16 protein-coding genes are annotated in these 17,665 nt (G+C 44.8%); 9 read left to right on the forward strand and 7 right to left on the reverse strand.

Going from position 1 to position 17,665, the window contains the following annotated elements; translation table 11 throughout:
* Window positions 1-456: 456 nt before the first annotated feature.
* Both AC3CH4_RS08995 and AC3CH4_RS09000 read left to right on the forward strand, forming a co-directional pair.
* Window positions 457-2,031, forward strand: coding sequence for an ABC-F family ATP-binding cassette domain-containing protein (locus AC3CH4_RS08995; protein WP_488542848.1), 1,575 nt, complete (start codon window positions 457-459; stop codon window positions 2,029-2,031).
* A 112-nt stretch (window positions 2,032-2,143) separates the two neighbouring features.
* On the forward strand, window positions 2,144-3,382 hold the full coding sequence (locus tag AC3CH4_RS09000) for a leucine-rich repeat-containing protein kinase family protein (protein WP_488542849.1): 1,239 nt from the start codon (window positions 2,144-2,146) through the stop codon (window positions 3,380-3,382).
* Between the two features lie 164 nt (window positions 3,383-3,546).
* Here the strand turns inward: AC3CH4_RS09000 and AC3CH4_RS09005 are convergent, their stop codons facing one another.
* The 6 genes from AC3CH4_RS09005 to thrS all read right to left on the reverse strand — a co-directional run bounded on the left by AC3CH4_RS09005 (window position 3,547) and on the right by thrS (window position 7,781).
* Window positions 3,547-3,996 (reverse strand): hypothetical protein, encoded by a 450-nt coding sequence (locus tag AC3CH4_RS09005; protein ID WP_488542850.1) that lies wholly within the window; start codon window positions 3,994-3,996, stop codon window positions 3,547-3,549.
* Between the two features lie 69 nt (window positions 3,997-4,065).
* Complete coding sequence (gene yqfB, locus AC3CH4_RS09010; protein ID WP_004733516.1) at window positions 4,066-4,380, reverse strand: N(4)-acetylcytidine aminohydrolase; 315 nt, start codon at window positions 4,378-4,380, stop codon at window positions 4,066-4,068.
* Window positions 4,381-4,603: 223 nt separating this feature from the next.
* Window positions 4,604-4,957 (reverse strand): 50S ribosomal protein L20, encoded by a 354-nt coding sequence (rplT, locus tag AC3CH4_RS09015; RefSeq protein ID WP_004733517.1) that lies wholly within the window; start codon window positions 4,955-4,957, stop codon window positions 4,604-4,606.
* Between the two features lie 42 nt (window positions 4,958-4,999).
* A complete protein-coding gene (gene rpmI / locus AC3CH4_RS09020; protein WP_004733518.1) occupies window positions 5,000-5,194 on the reverse strand; it encodes a 50S ribosomal protein L35 in 195 nt (64 codons plus the stop codon).
* Between the two features lie 104 nt (window positions 5,195-5,298).
* Window positions 5,299-5,769: a translation initiation factor IF-3 gene (infC, locus tag AC3CH4_RS09025; protein WP_004733519.1), complete on the reverse strand. Its 471-nt coding sequence runs from the start codon at window positions 5,767-5,769 to the stop codon at window positions 5,299-5,301.
* An 83-nt stretch (window positions 5,770-5,852) separates the two neighbouring features.
* On the reverse strand, window positions 5,853-7,781 hold the full coding sequence (gene thrS / locus AC3CH4_RS09030; protein WP_029222173.1) for a threonine--tRNA ligase: 1,929 nt from the start codon (window positions 7,779-7,781) through the stop codon (window positions 5,853-5,855).
* 403 nt (window positions 7,782-8,184) lie between these two features.
* On the opposite strand from thrS, the gene AC3CH4_RS09035 reads away from it, so the two are divergent.
* Window positions 8,185-9,168, forward strand: coding sequence for a DUF3187 family protein (locus tag AC3CH4_RS09035; protein ID WP_488542851.1), 984 nt, complete (start codon window positions 8,185-8,187; stop codon window positions 9,166-9,168).
* A 115-nt stretch (window positions 9,169-9,283) separates the two neighbouring features.
* On the opposite strand, the gene AC3CH4_RS09040 is transcribed toward AC3CH4_RS09035, so the two are convergent.
* On the reverse strand, window positions 9,284-10,027 hold the full coding sequence (locus AC3CH4_RS09040; RefSeq protein WP_488542852.1) for a sporulation protein: 744 nt from the start codon (window positions 10,025-10,027) through the stop codon (window positions 9,284-9,286).
* Window positions 10,028-10,208: 181 nt separating this feature from the next.
* Here AC3CH4_RS09040 and hutC point away from each other — a divergent pair, with 181 nt between their 5' ends.
* The 6 genes from hutC to AC3CH4_RS09070 all read left to right on the forward strand — a co-directional run bounded on the left by hutC (window position 10,209) and on the right by AC3CH4_RS09070 (window position 17,597).
* The gene (gene hutC, locus AC3CH4_RS09045) at window positions 10,209-10,922 is read left to right on the forward strand and encodes a histidine utilization transcriptional repressor HutC (protein WP_054547395.1); all 714 of its coding nucleotides are present in this window, start codon (window positions 10,209-10,211) and stop codon (window positions 10,920-10,922) included.
* Window positions 10,923-11,035: 113 nt separating this feature from the next.
* Window positions 11,036-12,286 carry an imidazolonepropionase gene (hutI, locus tag AC3CH4_RS09050; RefSeq protein ID WP_488542853.1) on the forward strand — a complete coding sequence of 417 codons (1,251 nt, stop codon included), beginning with the start codon at window positions 11,036-11,038 and terminating at the stop codon, window positions 12,284-12,286.
* Window positions 12,273-13,337, forward strand: a complete 1,065-nt coding sequence (hutG, locus tag AC3CH4_RS09055) for a formimidoylglutamase (RefSeq protein ID WP_488542854.1) — start codon at window positions 12,273-12,275, stop codon at window positions 13,335-13,337. Before hutI ends, hutG begins: the two co-directional genes overlap by 14 nt.
* A gap of 66 nt (window positions 13,338-13,403) precedes the next feature.
* Complete coding sequence (gene hutU / locus AC3CH4_RS09060; RefSeq protein ID WP_488542855.1) at window positions 13,404-15,098, forward strand: urocanate hydratase; 1,695 nt, start codon at window positions 13,404-13,406, stop codon at window positions 15,096-15,098.
* Between the two features lie 14 nt (window positions 15,099-15,112).
* Window positions 15,113-16,645, forward strand: a complete 1,533-nt coding sequence (gene hutH / locus AC3CH4_RS09065; protein WP_065204796.1) for a histidine ammonia-lyase — start codon at window positions 15,113-15,115, stop codon at window positions 16,643-16,645.
* A gap of 226 nt (window positions 16,646-16,871) precedes the next feature.
* Complete coding sequence (locus AC3CH4_RS09070) at window positions 16,872-17,597, forward strand: DUF3581 domain-containing protein (protein WP_010438254.1); 726 nt, start codon at window positions 16,872-16,874, stop codon at window positions 17,595-17,597.
* Window positions 17,598-17,665 lie beyond the last annotated feature (68 nt).

A 17,665-nucleotide genomic window follows, 5' to 3' on the forward strand; every position in this document is an offset into this window, starting at 1 on the left:
AAATCTAGCTTTCCAAAGAACGATCTAGAGCGCCTTATTGGCGCTTTAATTATTTGGATACATTTTAGTCACTTCATCATATTGACTTTCAGCACCTTCTTTCAGTAACATTCCACCATCATTTCAAAAGAGAATAACGCCATAATGAAGTACTAACATCCTGACATCCGATTTATTTTTATAAAAATCATTTGGACACTCGGGGGTTAGTGGGCGTTACTTCGTCATCTATTTCTTGAAAAACCAAGCTATTGAAGAGCAGTCGATTTAAGACCAATCTCTTTAAGATCAGCACCTTGAATAAAGAAAGTATTTCAGCAAGATAATCTCTATCTTTTGCTGTCATCCTACTTAAGTAACGTCTTTGGCGATCTAGACATAGAGTCCCACGTAGGAATCTATGTAGAAAAGTGCCTCACCCCTTTTACTCGTTTACACGTAAAGGGAGGTATTTTTATGCCTACTATATTAGCCAACAATCTCTCATTCCAGCTCGATACTGGTGAGTGGTTATTCAAAGACATCACCTTTAATTTGAGCACTCGCCTGACAGGCCTAGTCGGAAGAAATGGAGCTGGGAAGTCACTACTGCTTTCGTTACTGGTCGGGAAAACACAACCCACATCAGGCAGTGTTTCCAGACAAGGCTCGATCGGCTTTTACTCCCAGTTGCCTTCAAAGCTGTTGGATAGCGCAACCAGCATTGCTGACTTCTTGGGGATCACCGACAAGTTAGACGCATTACACGCCATAGAACAAGGCAGTTGCGAACTTAAACACTTCAATATCGTTGGTGAGGATTGGGATTTACAAGCGAACACGAAGCAACTTTTAGCCACATTGAAAATAACCAGTGGATTGACCACGCCTTGCCATACATTGAGCGGAGGGCAACTCGCCCTTTTACAGCTTCATCGCTTATTTACATCAAACCACGACATACTGACTCTCGACGAACCTTCAAACCATTTGGATAGCGATGGGCGTAACTGGTTACTAGAGCAGTGCCAGTTATTTGAAGGTAAAGTGCTTGTCGTCAGTCACGATCGAAGCTTATTGAGACACATGGAAGGGATCTATTACCTCACCAGTTTGGGCATGCGCTTCTACAAAGGGAATTACGATGATTACTTCACGCAAATGTCGAGTCAAAGTGAAGCACTGGACAAGCAGATAACGCATCATCAATCGGAAAAGAAACGACTCGAGCGCCAAGCTCAGACTAACAAAGAAAAAGCACAACAACGTGAATCTCAAGGTAACCGACTCCGAAAATCAGGTAGCCAACCCAAGATATTATTGGATGCAATGAAAGATAAAGCAGGACGAACCCAAGGTGCATCGGCAACAAGCCACAAGAACTTAAAGGATCAAAACCAACATAAACTTCAATCTCTTAAAGAACAACAAGAGCAACTGAAGCCACAAGCGTTGTACCTACAACAAGCGAATGGTTCTAAAAAACACTCACTATTAACCGTTGAAGAGTGTCGCCTGAGTTTTGGTTCTGGTGCTCCTATTAGCTTCTCTCTATTACAAGGAGAACGATGCTATCTAACTGGGGCGAATGGGTGCGGAAAATCGACACTGTTAAAAGCCATTAACGGCCAACACTCGAACTATACCGGTTCCATTAAGCGCTTAGGAGCGACCGTATACTTGGATCAACACTTTGGCCTGTTAGACGCCAACGACACCATGTTCGATAGCTTAATGACACACAGCTTTGGGTTAACAGAAAGTGACGCACGAACCTTGCTCGCTGGAATTGGGTTCAGGCGAGACTCCGTATACCGAAAAGTGGCACGTTTAAGTGGTGGTGAAAAAATGAAACTGGCGATGTTGATCGTTAGCCACAAGCAAGACTCCCCGCTTCTATTGCTCGATGAACCGGACAACCACCTAGACATCGACTCAAAGCAAATATTGGCGTCCGCTTTACGTGAATACCAAGGCGCATTTATCTTGGTGAGTCATGATAGCGATTTTGTTGAGGAGATCGGTGTTAGCCAAAACCATATCGAGCTTTAGCCTCGTAAATTCGTTCACTTAGTTTAGCTAGGCGAGCATCGTTCGGTGCTCGCCTTTCTCGATTGAGACAAGTAAACTACGCACTTCGAACATCTATTCATAAGGCTAAGGTTTGCATACTCTAGAACAACTTAAATCAGGGCAACTTAAAGGGATTAAGCACTTAAAACTGTCAGCAGATCTCACCGAATTTCCATTAGAGATCTTAGAGCTCGCCGATTCGCTAGAGGTGCTGGACCTTTATGGAAACCAGCTATCAAGCTTACCAGACGAGCTATCACAGCTGACTAACCTGCGCATTATCTTCGCGTCAAATAACCTGTTCACGCACCTTCCTGATGTTCTCGGTACTCTTCCTAAGCTCGAAATGGTTGGTTTCAAATCTAACCAAATCAATACCGTTAGCGAACAGTCTCTGCCCGCTCAATTACGTTGGTTGATCCTGACAGACAATGCGATCGAGGTTCTCCCTCACTCTTTAGGTGAAAGACCACGCCTACAAAAACTCGCATTAGCGGGTAACAAGATTCGCGTTTTACCAGAAAGCATGGAAAACCTATCAAGCCTTGAGCTAGTTCGCCTATCTGCAAACCAACTGACTGAATTCCCAGAGTTCCTTATCAAGCTACCAAAACTGGCTTGGTTAGCCTTTGCGGGTAACCCGTTTTGCAAACACCCAAGCAGCTTAGAAAGCGTGCCTGCCGTGAGTTCGCAATGCTACTCACTCAATCAAGTGCTGGGCCAAGGTGCATCTGGCGTGATTTCTCATGCTAACTGGTTAAACAGTGACTTTGATTTCCCACAAGAAGTGGCCGTTAAAGTATTCAAAGGCGAAGTCACCAGTGATGGCTACCCACACGATGAGCTAGAAGCTTGTTTGCAGACTGGCTACCATGGCAATTTAGTGAAATCTATTGCCCAAGTTGATGAAGATGACTATTTGGCTTTGGTCATGGAGCTTATCCCAAGCAGCTATTACAACCTAGGTTTGCCCCCTACTCTTGAAAGCTGTACTCGCGATACGTTCAACGAAGGCTTTGAGCTTTCAATTGCTCAGATCAATAGCATTACCGAGCAGATGATTGATGTGTTTGAACACCTTCATCAAAACAAAGTTTGTCACGGTGATTTGTACGCGCACAACACCTTGGTCAATGAACAAGGTCAGATGATCTTTGGTGACTTCGGAGCTGCAACTATCTACGGTTACCTGACTGAAGAGCAGCAACAAGGCATTCGTCGAATTGAAGCACGTGCATTAAAGTACTTTATTGAAGACCTACTGACCGTATGCGCAAAGCAAGACCAAGACAGCGAGCTTTATACTCGATTGGCGAACTTCGAAGCTTAATAACTTAATAACTTAATAACTTAATAACTTAATAACTTAATAACTTAATAACTTAATAACTTAATAACTTAATAGCTTAAACTACTCAGTCGAATTGAAAACAACAAAGCCAACATCACTGTTGGCTTTTTCATATGTTCATAAAACGAATCATCGCTAAACGTTTAGCGTTCAACTTGAACCAGCTTCAAGTACGAATGCAGCTCACCGTTCTTATACTCTACCGCAGAATGAATATTAAGATCAGCACGAGCCACAACAGCAAACTGGTAGCGGTTGTCACCCTTCAGAATCTCGACGTGTAACAAACCGTCTGCTAACTGCCACTGCCCTGTTGTTTCAAATCGATCGAACAAACGGTATTCAGTTAGAGAACCGTCAGCATTAAAGTGCACTTCAGTGATATAGCCGCCGGGGCAACTCTTCACCCACACTCGACTCTCGATATCACTGACAGTAAAGTCACGCTTTGTATCACGCCACGCTAGAAAGCCTTCACTATCATAAAGATCAATGTCGAGATCAATTCGAGAAATTAACGGCAGCTCAGTTTGCTCACGACAATAAAGTTGAAGCAAAATTTGCTGAACTGTTCCGTTCAGTAATTCACTCATTGTGACTTCCCTTTCTTATTGCTCAGCAATTAAAGGCTGTAGTGATCAACAAATTTCATTTAAAGCGGGTTACACAAGCTCGTAAGAAACCACATACAGCTGAGAGATACCCGGATAGATATCTTGAATCACGTCTTTGAGTACTTGCAGCGTCATGTTCTCTTGCTGAGCATGGAATTCACCTAAGTCATCAAACAGGATTGGTTCAACACTGATGATCTTAAGGTTACAGAACACACGGCCTTGCTCTAGCGTCGATACTTCCACAACGCTACCTGGCTGGTAGTCGCGTTCAGATTCATCGCGAATAGTAATGGTCTTTTTGCCAGAAAGGATGTCAGTTTCAAAACGTTCGAAGAACGTCATAGTGGTAGGTGCGGTCATTTATCTCGGTCGCTTAACATTAGAGGTTATATAGATGTTTATATACCAGAATGCCTGTTCAAGCGAATAAAAATTAGATGCGAGATGCGAGATGCGAGATGCGAGATGCGAGATGCGAGATGCGAGATGCGAGATGCGAGAGAATATGGCAGAGCCAAATAGCAGGCAATAAAAAAGGAAAACCGAAGTTCTCCTTTTCTTAAACCTTTAAGCTAACTCTAAATTATAGAGATGCTTTCGCTTTTTCAACTAGAACAGCAAATGCTGCTTTGTCGAATACTGCGATGTCAGCAAGAATCTTACGGTCGATCTCGATAGATGCTTTCTTAAGGCCATTAATGAAACGGCTGTAAGATAGACCATTTTGACGAGATGCCGCATTGATACGTGCAATCCAAAGTTGACGGAATTGACGTTTCTTGTTGCGACGGTCACGGTAAGCGTATTGACCAGCTTTGGTAACTGCTTGGAAAGCTACGCGGTAAACACGTGAACGTGCTCCGTAGTAACCTTTAGCTTGTTTTAGAACTTTCTTATGACGTGCACGAGCTTGTACACCACGTTTTACGCGAGGCATTATGCTTCTCCTAAACTAAACGAATTTATAAACTAAAAAGAATTAAGCGTATGGCATCATACGTAGAACTGCAGCCACTTCACATTTTGGAAGGATTGAGTTCGGACGAAGCTGACGCTTGTTCTTAGTAGTACGCTTAGTCAGGATGTGACGTTTACCAGCGTGCTTAAACTTAATACCACCAGCAGTTTTCTGGAAACGCTTAGCAGCACCTTTGTTGGTTTTCATCTTAGGCATGATGAATAACTCCGCATTGTTGAGTTGTTAATAACATAGTAATTAGGGCGAATAAAACCCTACAGCCTATGGCTGCAAGGTTTAATTACTTGTAAAGCCGTTAATTACTTCTTTTTAGGGGCCAACACCATGATCATCTGGCGACCTTCAATTCTCGTTGGGAAAGATTCGACAACTGCAAATTCTTCAGTATCGATTTTCAAACGATTAAGAACGTCAACACCGATTTCTTGGTGAGCCATTTCGCGGCCACGGAAGCGAATTGTTACCTTCACTTTGTTGCCGTCTTCAAGGAAACCAGTCAGGTTGCGTAGTTTTACCTGATAGTCTCCAATATCAGTTCCAGGTCGGAATTTAATTTCCTTGATCTGAACCTGCTTTTGCTTTTTCTTCTGCTCTTTCGCAGCTTTGCTCTTCTCGAAGAGGAACTTACCGTAGTCCATCACACGACAAACTGGCGGCTCGGCGTTAGGGCTGATCTCTACGAGATCCATACCAGCTTCATTTGCAGCTTCCATCGCTTCAGCGATTGTTACTACACCAACAGCTTCGCCGTCTGCGCCAGTTAGACGCACTTCACGAACGCCACGAATGTCACCGTTTAAACGGTGCTGGTTTTGTTTGGCCGGTTGTTGGCCACGTCTTCCGCCTTTAATAGCTATTCCTCCAGATTGAGCTTACGGTTTGAAACCTCGGCTTGGATGTATGAAATAAAGTCATCCACTTTAAATTTACCAAGGTCCTTACCTTTACGTGTACGTACTGCTATTTCGCCGGCTTCCATTTCTTGGTCACCACACACAAGCATGAACGGTACACGTTTCAAAGTATGTTCGCGGATTTTAAAGCCAATCTTCTCATTTCTCAAGTCTGCTTTGACTCTAAATCCACTTTTTTGCAGTTTTTTCGCAATTTCTTGTACATATTCAGACTGTTTGTCCGTAATGCCCATAACAATTGCTTGTTCTGGCGCCAACCACGTTGGGAAGAAGCCAGCGTATTCTTCAATAAGAATACCGATGAAGCGTTCTAGTGAACCTAAAATCGCGCGGTGGATCATAACTGGCGTGTGACGCTCGTTATCTTCACCTACGTAAGTTGCACCTAAACGTTCTGGTAATGCAAAATCGAGCTGCACTGTACCACATTGCCATGCGCGGTCCAAACAATCATGCAAAGTAAATTCAATCTTAGGTCCGTAGAACGCACCCTCGCCTTCTTGAATCTCGTATGCAATCTCCATCGCCTCAAGCGCTTGCTTAAGATCGGCCTCTGCACGGTCCCACATTTCGTCTGAACCTACGCGCTGTTCTGGACGAGTAGATAGCTTAACAACAATGTTTTCGAAACCGAAAGTTGTGTAAGTATCGTAAACCATTTCAATACAAGCTTTAACTTCTTGCTGAACTTGGTCTTCAGTACAGAATACGTGAGCATCATCTTGAGTGAAGCCACGAACACGCATAATGCCGTGAAGTGCGCCAGACGGCTCGTTACGGTGACATGAGCCGAACTCAGCCATACGTAGCGGTAGATCACGGTAAGATTTCAAACCTTGGTTGAAGATTTGAACGTGACCAGGACAGTTCATTGGCTTAATCGCGTATTCACGGTTCTCTGAAGAAGTAGTGAACATCGCTTCAGCGTACTTATCCCAGTGACCAGAACGTTCCCAAAGAACACGGTCCATCATTAATGGGCCTTTAACTTCTTGGTAATCATACTCAGTCAGCTTCTGACGAATAAATACTTCTAGCTCACGGAAGATAGTCCAACCATTGTGATGCCAGAACACCATGCCTGGTGCTTCTTGCTGCATGTGGAATAGATCTAAGTGCTTACCGATTTTACGGTGATCACGCTTAGCCGCTTCTTCTAGGCGCACTAGGTGAGCCTTAAGCGCTTTCTTGTCGTGGAATGCAGTGCCGTAGATACGTTGAAGCATCTTGTTGTCACTGTTACCACGCCAATAAGCACCCGCTACGTTAAGTAGTGTGAAGTGTTGGCAGAAGCCCATATGTGGAACGTGTGGACCACGACACATATCGATGTATTCTTCATGATGGTACAGGCCTGGACGATCGTCTTTAGAAACGTTCTCATCCAAGATTTCGATTTTGTAAGTTTCGCCGCGAGCTTCGAATGCGTCACGCGCTTCCTGCCAGCTAACTTTCTTCTTAACAACCTGGTACTTGGTCTTCGCTAGCTCTTTCATACGCTTTTCAATCTTTTCTAGATCTTCTTGCGTTAGAGAGTGCTCAAGGTCGATATCGTAGTAGAAACCGTTATCGATGGTAGGACCGATCGCCATTTTCGCTTCTGGAAAAAGCTGCTTAATCGCGTGACCTAAAAGGTGAGCACAAGAGTGACGAACGATCTCAAGGCCATCAACTTCATCTTTAGCAGTGATGATCTCTAGGCTTGCATCGTTTTCGATAAGATCACAAGCATCAACACGCTCGCCGTCTACACGACCAGCAATGGTTGCTTTCGCAAGACCAGGACCGATTGATAGGGCAACATCTAGAGTTGATACAGGGTTGTCAAATTGACGCTGACTACCGTCAGGAAGAGTAATAATTGGCATTATTTGTCCTTTACAGTGGTGTTGCACACCAAGCAACACATGAAAATGTTTAATATATGTTTTTCAACCAACAAGTAAGTTGATCGGAGATATATGCATAATAAAGATACCCACATAAAAGCAAATACAGATGCCCCATTTGTGAGTAGCCGAACATTGTAACGAAATTATATGAAATGACAATGACAGAGAGAATCTGCCCGCTCTCCAACCACTTCGTTTGATAAGGTTTTATCATAATAGCGGTAACTTCCCTTCCCCTCCGAACCCTCTTTCCAATCGAGCAGTATCAACCCTACTAATTCTCCTATCTCCTGTAAGGTCGCTCTTCCAACTTATCTCTTACAAACGAGTTATTTAGAACTAAGCTATATAGAAGCAACGGATTGCGGATGAGGTGCATATGGGAAAACAGGCTACTTTTATATCGCTCATACCACCTTTATCGTTAATAGTAGCCACAGCTATGTATGCTCCCGCGACATGGGCCAACAAAGATTACGGCCCGCTAATCAGTTATACCCAAGCACCATTACAGTCCGTTCGTCTTACTCCAACGCTCCGCTCTGGCTTTCCGCTCGAAGAAAACAAGCTTGAAGTGTTTGCTTCTTTAACCGCCGCGAGTATATGGGCTAACTCCCACGACTATCATTTAGACTATTATCAGAATCAACTTCAAACAGGATTGAAATGGCAACTAACGACTGCATGGCAAGTCGAGCTCAATTACCGTTGGCTATATGCCGCCAATAATCACCTTGATAAGGTCATCATCAATTACCACGATCTATTTGGCATCGACCAAGCAGGGCGGGAACTTAAAGACAGACACCAATTTGATGTTTACGCGCCAAGCCATGGCATCAATATCAGTGACTTCTCTGGCGACACGCTGACAAGTGCTTTCACACTCTACACTCAATACCAAATCATAGACCTTGAAAACCACGGACTATCTTTTGGTGTCTCCCTTTATCACAACAACGTCAACCACGGTGCATTTAAGGGAAACAGCACCGAACAAAGCGCTCAACTCAACTATGCATACCAACTCGACATCAATACCTTCTATACAAGCTTAGGGTTGGCCAATCAGTCTAATCGAGAGGTGGAAAATAGTTTTACACATAAGAAAACAACATGGTCATGGATGGGAGGATATCAACTCACGCTATTTGAAAACCATGAGTTGCACCTTGAGTATCGTTGGTATGAAGGCGCCGAAGACGGCGACACTGAGTTTTCAGAAGCCGCAAATGAAATAATGCTTGGATATCGCTATCTCATGCAACGTTCAGCGATCGAGATATCCATTATCGAAAACATCTTCAACATGGACAACTCCACCGACGTTGCCTTCCAATTGGCCTATCGTCATCAGTGGTAAGTCCATTTAGGGTCGAGATAGTAGAATTAAAAAAGCCGAACGGTTAAGTTCGGCTATAGAAATCGTACTGTCTTGTCTCTATTAATAGAAAAAGCGACTACTAACAGAAAGGGAACTACGCACTCATGATTCTTGAGACTGCGTTACGAATGTCTGAATCCGCCGCGTTTGCTGGCAAGCTGAATGAGATGTATTGATCGCCGCGGAAGCTCATTGAGCGGTCGATTTCTGCTAGGCAGTGAACCATTGAGCCTTCAACAATGAATGACAGTTCTATCTCTTTTTTGTTCATGAAACCACCACTGCGAAATTCAATCTCTTGGTAACAGCCCGAACGAGAAGCAAAGCTGTTGCCTTTTAAGAAGCCCTTCTCTACGTCGGCTTTCACCATTGCCATACCCGATGCTTCGACACCTTGGATGATTTTAGCGACTGTTGGCAATGGGTGTACGGAGATGAAGTCGCGGTCTTTAGGATCAATCGCGAAGCCTATATCTAGGTTGGTTTCAACCCACACATGGCATTGGTTCATTTGTGCGTTCAACGCGGTGACTGGCGTTTCATCATTTAACTTAAGTCGGAATGGAACCAGTTTGGTTTCGCCCGGTTGGATAACGAAAGGCTCTACGGCTTGAATACGACCCAGTGAAAAGGTTTCGTAGCTGGTGCTGTCTTCCGTTTCTACTTTCAATTCTGTGTTGAGAACTAAGTTGATCAAGTCAATTTGTTGCTCAACGTCGCCGCCAACAATGTGAACATTGCCAGACAACTCTCCACCTTGGAAAACTTCAATATTATCTAAGACAGTATCAACCTTTGCTGCACCGATGCCCAACGAGGCCTTTAATTTCTTAAACATATTATTTCCCTTTCTAATTATCTGATTTACGAATAGTTATTGCGTGACAATTTGCGACACTTGCCTCACAGAATCAAGCAATTTGCCCCATCTATGTTGAATAAAGTCACATTGCCCGAGGAAATGTTGAAATCATGAAAAAATCCGTTACTCTATTTGTATAGTCAAATAAGGTTTCATTATGTCGAAAGCGCCGCTCTACCTTCAGATAAAACAGTTCATAGACGACAATATCACCAGTGGTCACTGGCCAGTGGGTTATCAAATCACCACCGAACTCGAGCTCACAGAGCAGTTCAAAGTGAGTCGAATGACGGTCAATAAAGCCATTCGAGATCTGGTGTCTGAAGGCAAGCTCATTAGGAAGCCAAGGCTAGGTACTTTTGTTTGTGAACCCGACGAAAAAGCGCAATCTCCCCTGCTTGATATCAACAACATCGCGCAAGAGATCAAAGACAGAGGCCAAACGTATACTAGCCAAGTTATCAAACACGATAGCATTAAGGCTGATGAAAGCACCGCCACACGGTTAGGTGTAATGATTAACGCAGAAGTATTCTATAGTGAAATCATCCACTTTGCGGACAACGCGCCGATACAATTGGAAGCGCGCTGGGTGAACTCTCAAGCCGCCCCAAAATACCTAGAGCAAGACTTTTCAACCTCTACGCCCAACGAATACCTTTCAAAAAACTGCCCGTTGAGTGCTATCGAGCATACGGTTGAAGCCATTATTCCTGACTCTCAAATCAGAACGTCACTAAAACTTTTTGAATCAGAGCCTTGCCTACTTTTGAATAGAAGAACGTGGAGTAAAGAGCGTCTCATCAGCTTTGCATTACTCTACCATCCTGGCTCTAAGTACAAATTAAGCTCCAAGATACTTCTAGATTAAAGAACATCATCCTGATCTCCGATCACATTTTTGCAACATCAACTTGATTCGGGTCAGCGTTTAGCCTATTTATTTGTATATACATTTAATGTTTAGCAAAGATCTAGGTGATTATGAATTTGATCCTCAAAAACGCACGAGTGGTCTCCATGAGTTCGGGAGCCGATGGTTATCAGCCCTCTTCCCCTCAAGATATCGTTATCGAAGACGGTAAGATCGTGTCCATATCTTGTTCAAACCACGAAGCACATGCTTCTGAGGTAGAGCAACCGAGCACTGATGGCTCTGCGGATCACATCACCTATGATTGCAAAAACAAGCTCGTCACCCCCGGGCTGATTGATTGCCACACTCACCTCGTATTTGCGGGTAATCGTGCCAATGAATTTGAGCAGCGTTTGAATGGTGTGTCTTACACCGACATCGCCAAGCAAGGCGGTGGCATTCTAGCGACAGTAACCGCGACCCGCGCAGCACAAGAATCCGAACTGGTTGAAATGGCATTACCGAGACTTGATGGCCTACTAAGAAGTGGCGTAACCAGTATCGAAGTAAAATCTGGTTATGGTTTAACACTTGAAGATGAGCTCAAGATGTTACGTGCAGCCAAAGCGTTAGAGAATCATCGCCGTATTAAGATCACCACCACTCTCCTTGCTGCCCATGCTATTCCACCAGAATATAAAGAGAAACCGGACAGCTATATCGATCTGGTTTGCCAAGAGATCATTCCTAAAGCTGCAGAGCAAGGGCTCGCCGATGCAGTTGACGTGTTCTGCGAATCTATCGGCTTCAACCTAGAACAAACCGAACGTGTCTTTGCAGCAGCCAAAGCGCATGGGCTAGCGATTAAAGGTCACACTGAACAACTTTCGAATATGGGTGGCAGCGCGCTTGCAGCTAAATACGGCGCACTCTCTGTTGACCATGTTGAATACCTTGATGAAACCGGAGTAAAAGCACTGGCAGAATCAGGCACAGTTGCCACCTTGCTACCCGGTGCTTTCTACTTCCTGAAAGAGACTCAACAGCCTCCTATTGCTTTACTTCGTGAACACAACATTCCAATGGCAATAGCGACCGACTTAAACCCCGGCACTTCTCCCTTTGCTGATTTAACTCTAATGATGAACATGAGCTGCACCCTGTTTGGTACAACGCCTGAAGAAGCGCTGCGCGGTGTAACTTGTAACGCTGCTTCTGCCATTGGCGACTCACAAACCAAAGGCAAAATTGAAATTGGTTATGCCGCTGATTTGGCTATCTGGAATATCGAGCACCCTGCCGACTTAAGCTATCAAGTTGGTGTTCCTCATCTGTATAAACGCATTGTTAACGGCGAGGTGTGTCATGACTCAATCTAAGTCTAACGGCATCCGAGATAATGCAGCAACCACACATAACTTTGTATGGACTGGGCGTAATGATCTTGAAGATGGCGCACTCGGTACTCGCGTTCATCACATTACCAAACAAGTTCACAGTAGTGAGTTAAGTAACGAGCTTACTGATGGCGCTATCGCCTTAGTTGGCTTTGCCAGCGATGCTGGAGTTGCAAGAAACAAAGGACGCGTAGGCGCGAAACAAGCACCTAACCTGATTCGCCAAGCGTTGGCTAATATGGCTTGGCACAGTGACGCGCACATCGCGGATCTTGGTGATATCGAATGTAATGATGGCCAGCTCGAAGTCAGCCAAAAACAGTGTGCTTCTGTAATTACTAATGCTTTATCAACCAACAAAGTGATTACCCTTGGCGGTGGTCACGAGGTTGCTTGGGCGTCTTTCCAAGGACTTGCTGAGCATTTACACCAAACGGAACACCGACATAAAACTAAACACCTTCATAAAGATCAGTCAGAACGCAAACCTAAGATCGGCATCGTTAACTTTGATGCTCACTTTGATCTTCGTGAATTTGAAAGCGAAATCGCCGATGTTAAACCCAGTTCAGGTACGCCTTTTAATCAGATAAGCGATTACTGCCACAAACATCAGTGGCCGTTTCATTACGCTTGTCTTGGTGTGAGTGCTGCCAGTAATACCAAAGCGCTGTTTAACAAAGCCGACCAACTGGGCGTTTGGTATGAACACGACCGCAACATGACCCAAGTTAACCAAGTCGCTCAACTGGTTAAGTTACAAAAATTCATCGCTGAATGTGATTACCTCTATCTCACTATCGATCTAGACGTATTTCCAGCAGCGACAGCGCCGGGCGTAAGTGCGCCAGCGGCAAGAGGCGTGAGCTATGAAGCACTCGCTCCTTTTCTAGAACAGATTTTCCAACACAGTGAAAAACTCATTACCGCGGACATTGCGGAATACAACCCAGACTACGACATCGATGGCCAAACGGCTCGATTGGCGGCACGTTTGTGTTGGGATATTGCCTCTGCAATGGCCAGCGACTAATCCAGCTATACCGATAACTACAACTACAACTACAACGATATAACGTGAAACAGAAGGAATTCCAAAATGACGGAACACCACAACAGTGACCCTCGTCTCGACACGACTCGCGAAATTCGCGCACCTCATGGCACCACTTTGCGCGCTAAATCTTGGTTAACAGAAGCACCACTGCGTATGCTGATGAACAACCTAGACCCTGATGTGGCAGAACACCCACATGCACTGGTTGTGTATGGCGGTATTGGTCGCGCTGCGCGCGATTGGAAATGTTATGACAAGATTGTCGAAGTATTAGAACGTTTAGAAGACGATCAAACGTTACTTGTTCAATCTGGTAAACCTGTAGGTGTGTTCCCAACTCACAAGAATGCACCTCGCGTACTGATTGCGAACTCTAACCTTGTTCCGCACTGGGCAAATTGGGAACACTTCAACGAGCTCGATAAAGAAGGCTTGATGATGTACGGCCAAATGACAGCAGGCAGCTGGATCTACATTGGCTCTCAAGGCATCGTTCAAGGTACTTATGAAACGTTTGTCGCTATCGCGAAGAAGCACTTCCAAGGCGAAGCAAACGGCAAGTGGGTTCTAACGGGTGGTCTTGGCGGTATGGGTGGTGCTCAACCTCTCGCGGCAACAATGGCAGGCTTCTCGATGATCGCTGTTGAATGTGATGAATCACGGATCGACTATCGCTTACGTACTGGTTATGTAGACAAAAAAGCCACCAGCATAGATGAAGCGATGGCAATGATTAAAGAATCAGACACGCCAATCTCTGTTGGCCTATTAGGCAACGCTGCTGATGTATTCCCAGAGTTAGTTGAACGCAATATCACCCCTGACGTAGTGACAGACCAAACCTCTGCCCACGATCCGCTGAACGGCTACTTGCCTCAAGGTTGGACGATGGAGAAAGCAGCACAAGAACGTTTAGTTGATGAAGCGAAAGTAGTGAAAGCCGCTAAACAATCTATGGCTATTCAAGTTCAAGCTATGCTGGATCTTCAGTACCGTGGTGCTGCGACTGTAGATTACGGTAATAACATTCGCCAAATGGCATTGGAAGAAGGTGTGGAGAATGCATTTGATTTCCCAGGTTTCGTTCCCGCATATATACGACCTTTATTTTGTGAAGGCGTCGGTCCGTTCCGTTGGGCTGCCCTTTCTGGCGACCCAGAAGACATCTACAAAACAGACCAAAAAGTAAAAGAACTGATTCCAGACAACCCACATTTGCACAACTGGTTAGATATGGCGCGTGAACGCATTCAGTTCCAAGGCTTACCAGCGCGTATCTGTTGGGTTGGCTTGAAAGATCGTGAACGTTTAGGCCAAGCATTCAATGAAATGGTTAAAAATGGCGAACTGAAAGCACCAGTTGTTATCGGTCGTGACCACCTAGATTCAGGTTCAGTGGCAAGCCCGAACCGTGAAACAGAAGGCATGATGGATGGCTCAGATGCCGTTTCAGATTGGCCTCTATTGAACGCTCTGCTGAATACTGCAGGCGGCGCAACATGGGTTTCTCTCCACCATGGTGGCGGCGTTGGCATGGGCTTCTCACAACACTCAGGTATGGTGATTTGTTGTGACGGCAGTGAAGATGCATCACATCGTATTGCTCGTGTACTTCACAATGATCCGGCAACTGGCGTTATGCGTCATGCTGATGCGGGTTACGATATTGCCAAGCAGTGTGCTAAAGAGCAGAAGCTTGATTTACCTATGCTAAACGAAGAACTTCGTCGCCTTTAATGTCTGGAGAATACATGTTGAATTTATTACTTAAACCAGGACTTCTTGGCCTACCTGAACTGCGTAAGATTAGCCGTAGCCCTGTAAATTTATCACTCGACCCTGCTGCAATCCCTGATATTGAAGCGAGCATGCACGTTGTCGAACAAGTGATCGCTGAAGATCGCACTGTGTATGGCATCAATACAGGTTTTGGCTTATTAGCGAATACCAAAATCGCCCCAGAAGATTTAGAAGTACTACAGAAAAGTATCGTGCTTTCTCACGCGGCGGGCATCGGCAAGTTCATGTCTGATGAAACTGTGCGTTTGATGATGGTGTTAAAGATTAACAGCTTGTCTCGTGGTTACTCGGGTATTCGCCTGAAAGTGATTAACGCTCTTATCGATCTAGTGAACGCACAGGTTTACCCATGTGTTCCTCAAAAAGGCTCGGTTGGTGCATCAGGAGATCTCGCTCCCCTAGCCCACATGAGTACAGTACTGCTAGGTGAAGGCCAAGCACGCCACAACGGTAAAATCATCACAGGCTTAGAAGCTATGCAGATCGCAGGCTTAGAGCCAATCACGCTAGCACCTAAAGAAGGTTTGGCTCTGTTAAACGGCACACAAGCATCAACAGCATTTGCATTAGAAGGTCTGTTCGCAGCTGAAGACTTGTTTGCGTCTGCAACCGTATGTGGCGCGATGTCGGTTGAGGCTGCGCTAGGTAGTCGTCGTCCGTTTGACCCTCGTATACACCGCGTTCGTGGTCACCGTGGCCAAATGGATGCAGCACTTGCTTACCGACATATGCTTGATCAAAAGAGTGAAATTGGCGAATCACATACTTGTTGTGAAAAGGTTCAAGACCCTTACTCACTGCGTTGTCAGCCTCAAGTGATGGGTGCGTGTTTACAGCAAATTCGTAACTCAGCAGAAACCTTAAACATTGAAGCAAATGCCGTATCCGACAACCCGCTTGTTTTCGCTGACGATGGTGACATCATTTCGGGCGGTAACTTCCACGCAGAACCCGTCGCGATGGCTGCGGATAACCTTGCACTAGCGATAGCTGAAATCGGTAGCTTGTCAGAGCGTAGAATGGCGTTGTTGATTGATAGTGCGCTAAGCAAACTTCCACCTTTCTTAGTCGATAACGGCGGAGTGAACTCGGGCTTTATGATTGCTCAAGTAACATCTGCAGCACTCGCTAGTGAGAACAAAACATTGGCTCACCCGGCATCAATAGACAGCCTACCTACTTCTGCAAACCAAGAAGACCACGTATCAATGGCCACCTTTGCCGCTCGTAGGCTTAGATACATGGCTGAAAATACCCGTGGGATATTGGCAGTAGAATATTTAGCAGCAGCACAAGGGCTAGACTTCCGAGCGCCAAACCTTTCGTCTCCTCGCGTAGAAGAGGCGAAACAAATTCTGCGTGAGAAGGTCAGCTTCTACGACAAAGATCGCTACTTCTCACCTGATATTGAACAAGCAAACCTGTTACTTAAGTTGTCCGTTCATAACCATCTAATGCCAGAAGGCACTCTGTGTAGTTTTTAAAGCAGAAACACTCTAAATAACACCTCTTAAAGTGTTGTATAAACAAGGGCTATTGATTAGCCCTTGTTGCATTGAGTCAAAGACCATATCCTCTTAAAAATCGTCACATACCATCCAACGTATTTATCTAATTGACTGATATATAAACAAAGTTAACTGGATAGACCATTAGATCGAAGTTAGTTAGCTATAATCCACGCCAGATTTGATGACTAATAGCGATACTATGTTTCTGACACCTTACTTTTCAACTGAAGACAATCAATTTCAATTCACTCGTGAACAGGCTAGCCACTTTGCTAAAAAAGTAGCCGCTGACTTCAACCCAATTCACGATGAAGACAACAAGCGCTTCTGCGTGCCTGGCGATCTTTTGTTTGCAGTACTTCTGCAAAAAGAAGGCATCAGCCAAAAAATGCGTTTTGATTTTTCAGGTATGGTGGGTAACGGTATTGCGCTAAGCGTTGACAACAAGTGTGAGAAAGAAAGCTCACTGGTTGACGAGAAAGGCAAAGAATACCTACACATGTCTTGTGAAGGTGAAAAGAGCCACGATCAAGCATTCATCGAACACGTAGTAACAAACTACGTTAAGTTCTCTGGCATGAACTTCCCACACATCATGGTTCCTCTTATGGAAGAACAACAAATGATGATCAACTGCCAACGTCCTCTTGTGATTTACGAGAGCATGGAAGTTGAATTTACTCGCCTAGACCTATCTCACCCAGAAGTTGAATTCTCTGGTGCGACTTTTGATGTTGAAGGCAAGCGTGGCATCGTGACACTGAACTTCGATTTCAAAGAAGACGGCGAAGTTGTCGGTAAAGGCGTGAAACGCATGGTAGCAAGTGGCCTTAAGCCATACGACCAAGCTTCTGTCGACGACCTAGTAAACCGCTTCAACGAGCGTAAAGAGATGTTTCTAGCTCAGTTTGCAGCTGCCGCTTAATCAGCATCCTTATTTACACATCTCGATGTAAATAAGCTCTAGAACAAGATCAATAAAGCCCAGCTTGA

The organism is Vibrio sp. QJM3NY_26, from assembly GCF_057786005.1.

Coding starts and splice junctions, on each gene's coding strand:
- AC3CH4_RS08995 (WP_488542848.1), top strand. CDS start 457: ATGCCTACTATATTAGCCAACAATCTCTCATTCCAGCTCGATACTGGT.
- AC3CH4_RS09005 (WP_488542850.1), bottom strand. CDS start 3,996: ATGAGTGAATTACTGAACGGAACAGTTCAGCAAATTTTGCTTCAACTT.
- yqfB (WP_004733516.1), bottom strand. CDS start 4,380: ATGACCGCACCTACCACTATGACGTTCTTCGAACGTTTTGAAACTGAC.
- rplT (WP_004733517.1), bottom strand. CDS start 4,957: ATGCCTCGCGTAAAACGTGGTGTACAAGCTCGTGCACGTCATAAGAAA.
- rpmI (WP_004733518.1), bottom strand. CDS start 5,194: ATGCCTAAGATGAAAACCAACAAAGGTGCTGCTAAGCGTTTCCAGAAA.
- thrS (WP_029222173.1), bottom strand. CDS start 7,781: ATGCCAATTATTACTCTTCCTGACGGTAGTCAGCGTCAATTTGACAAC.
- AC3CH4_RS09035 (WP_488542851.1), top strand. CDS start 8,185: ATGGGAAAACAGGCTACTTTTATATCGCTCATACCACCTTTATCGTTA.
- AC3CH4_RS09040 (WP_488542852.1), bottom strand. CDS start 10,027: ATGTTTAAGAAATTAAAGGCCTCGTTGGGCATCGGTGCAGCAAAGGTT.
- hutC (WP_054547395.1), top strand. CDS start 10,209: ATGTCGAAAGCGCCGCTCTACCTTCAGATAAAACAGTTCATAGACGAC.
- hutI (WP_488542853.1), top strand. CDS start 11,036: ATGAATTTGATCCTCAAAAACGCACGAGTGGTCTCCATGAGTTCGGGA.
- hutG (WP_488542854.1), top strand. CDS start 12,273: ATGACTCAATCTAAGTCTAACGGCATCCGAGATAATGCAGCAACCACA.
- hutU (WP_488542855.1), top strand. CDS start 13,404: ATGACGGAACACCACAACAGTGACCCTCGTCTCGACACGACTCGCGAA.
- hutH (WP_065204796.1), top strand. CDS start 15,113: ATGTTGAATTTATTACTTAAACCAGGACTTCTTGGCCTACCTGAACTG.
- AC3CH4_RS09070 (WP_010438254.1), top strand. CDS start 16,872: ATGTTTCTGACACCTTACTTTTCAACTGAAGACAATCAATTTCAATTC.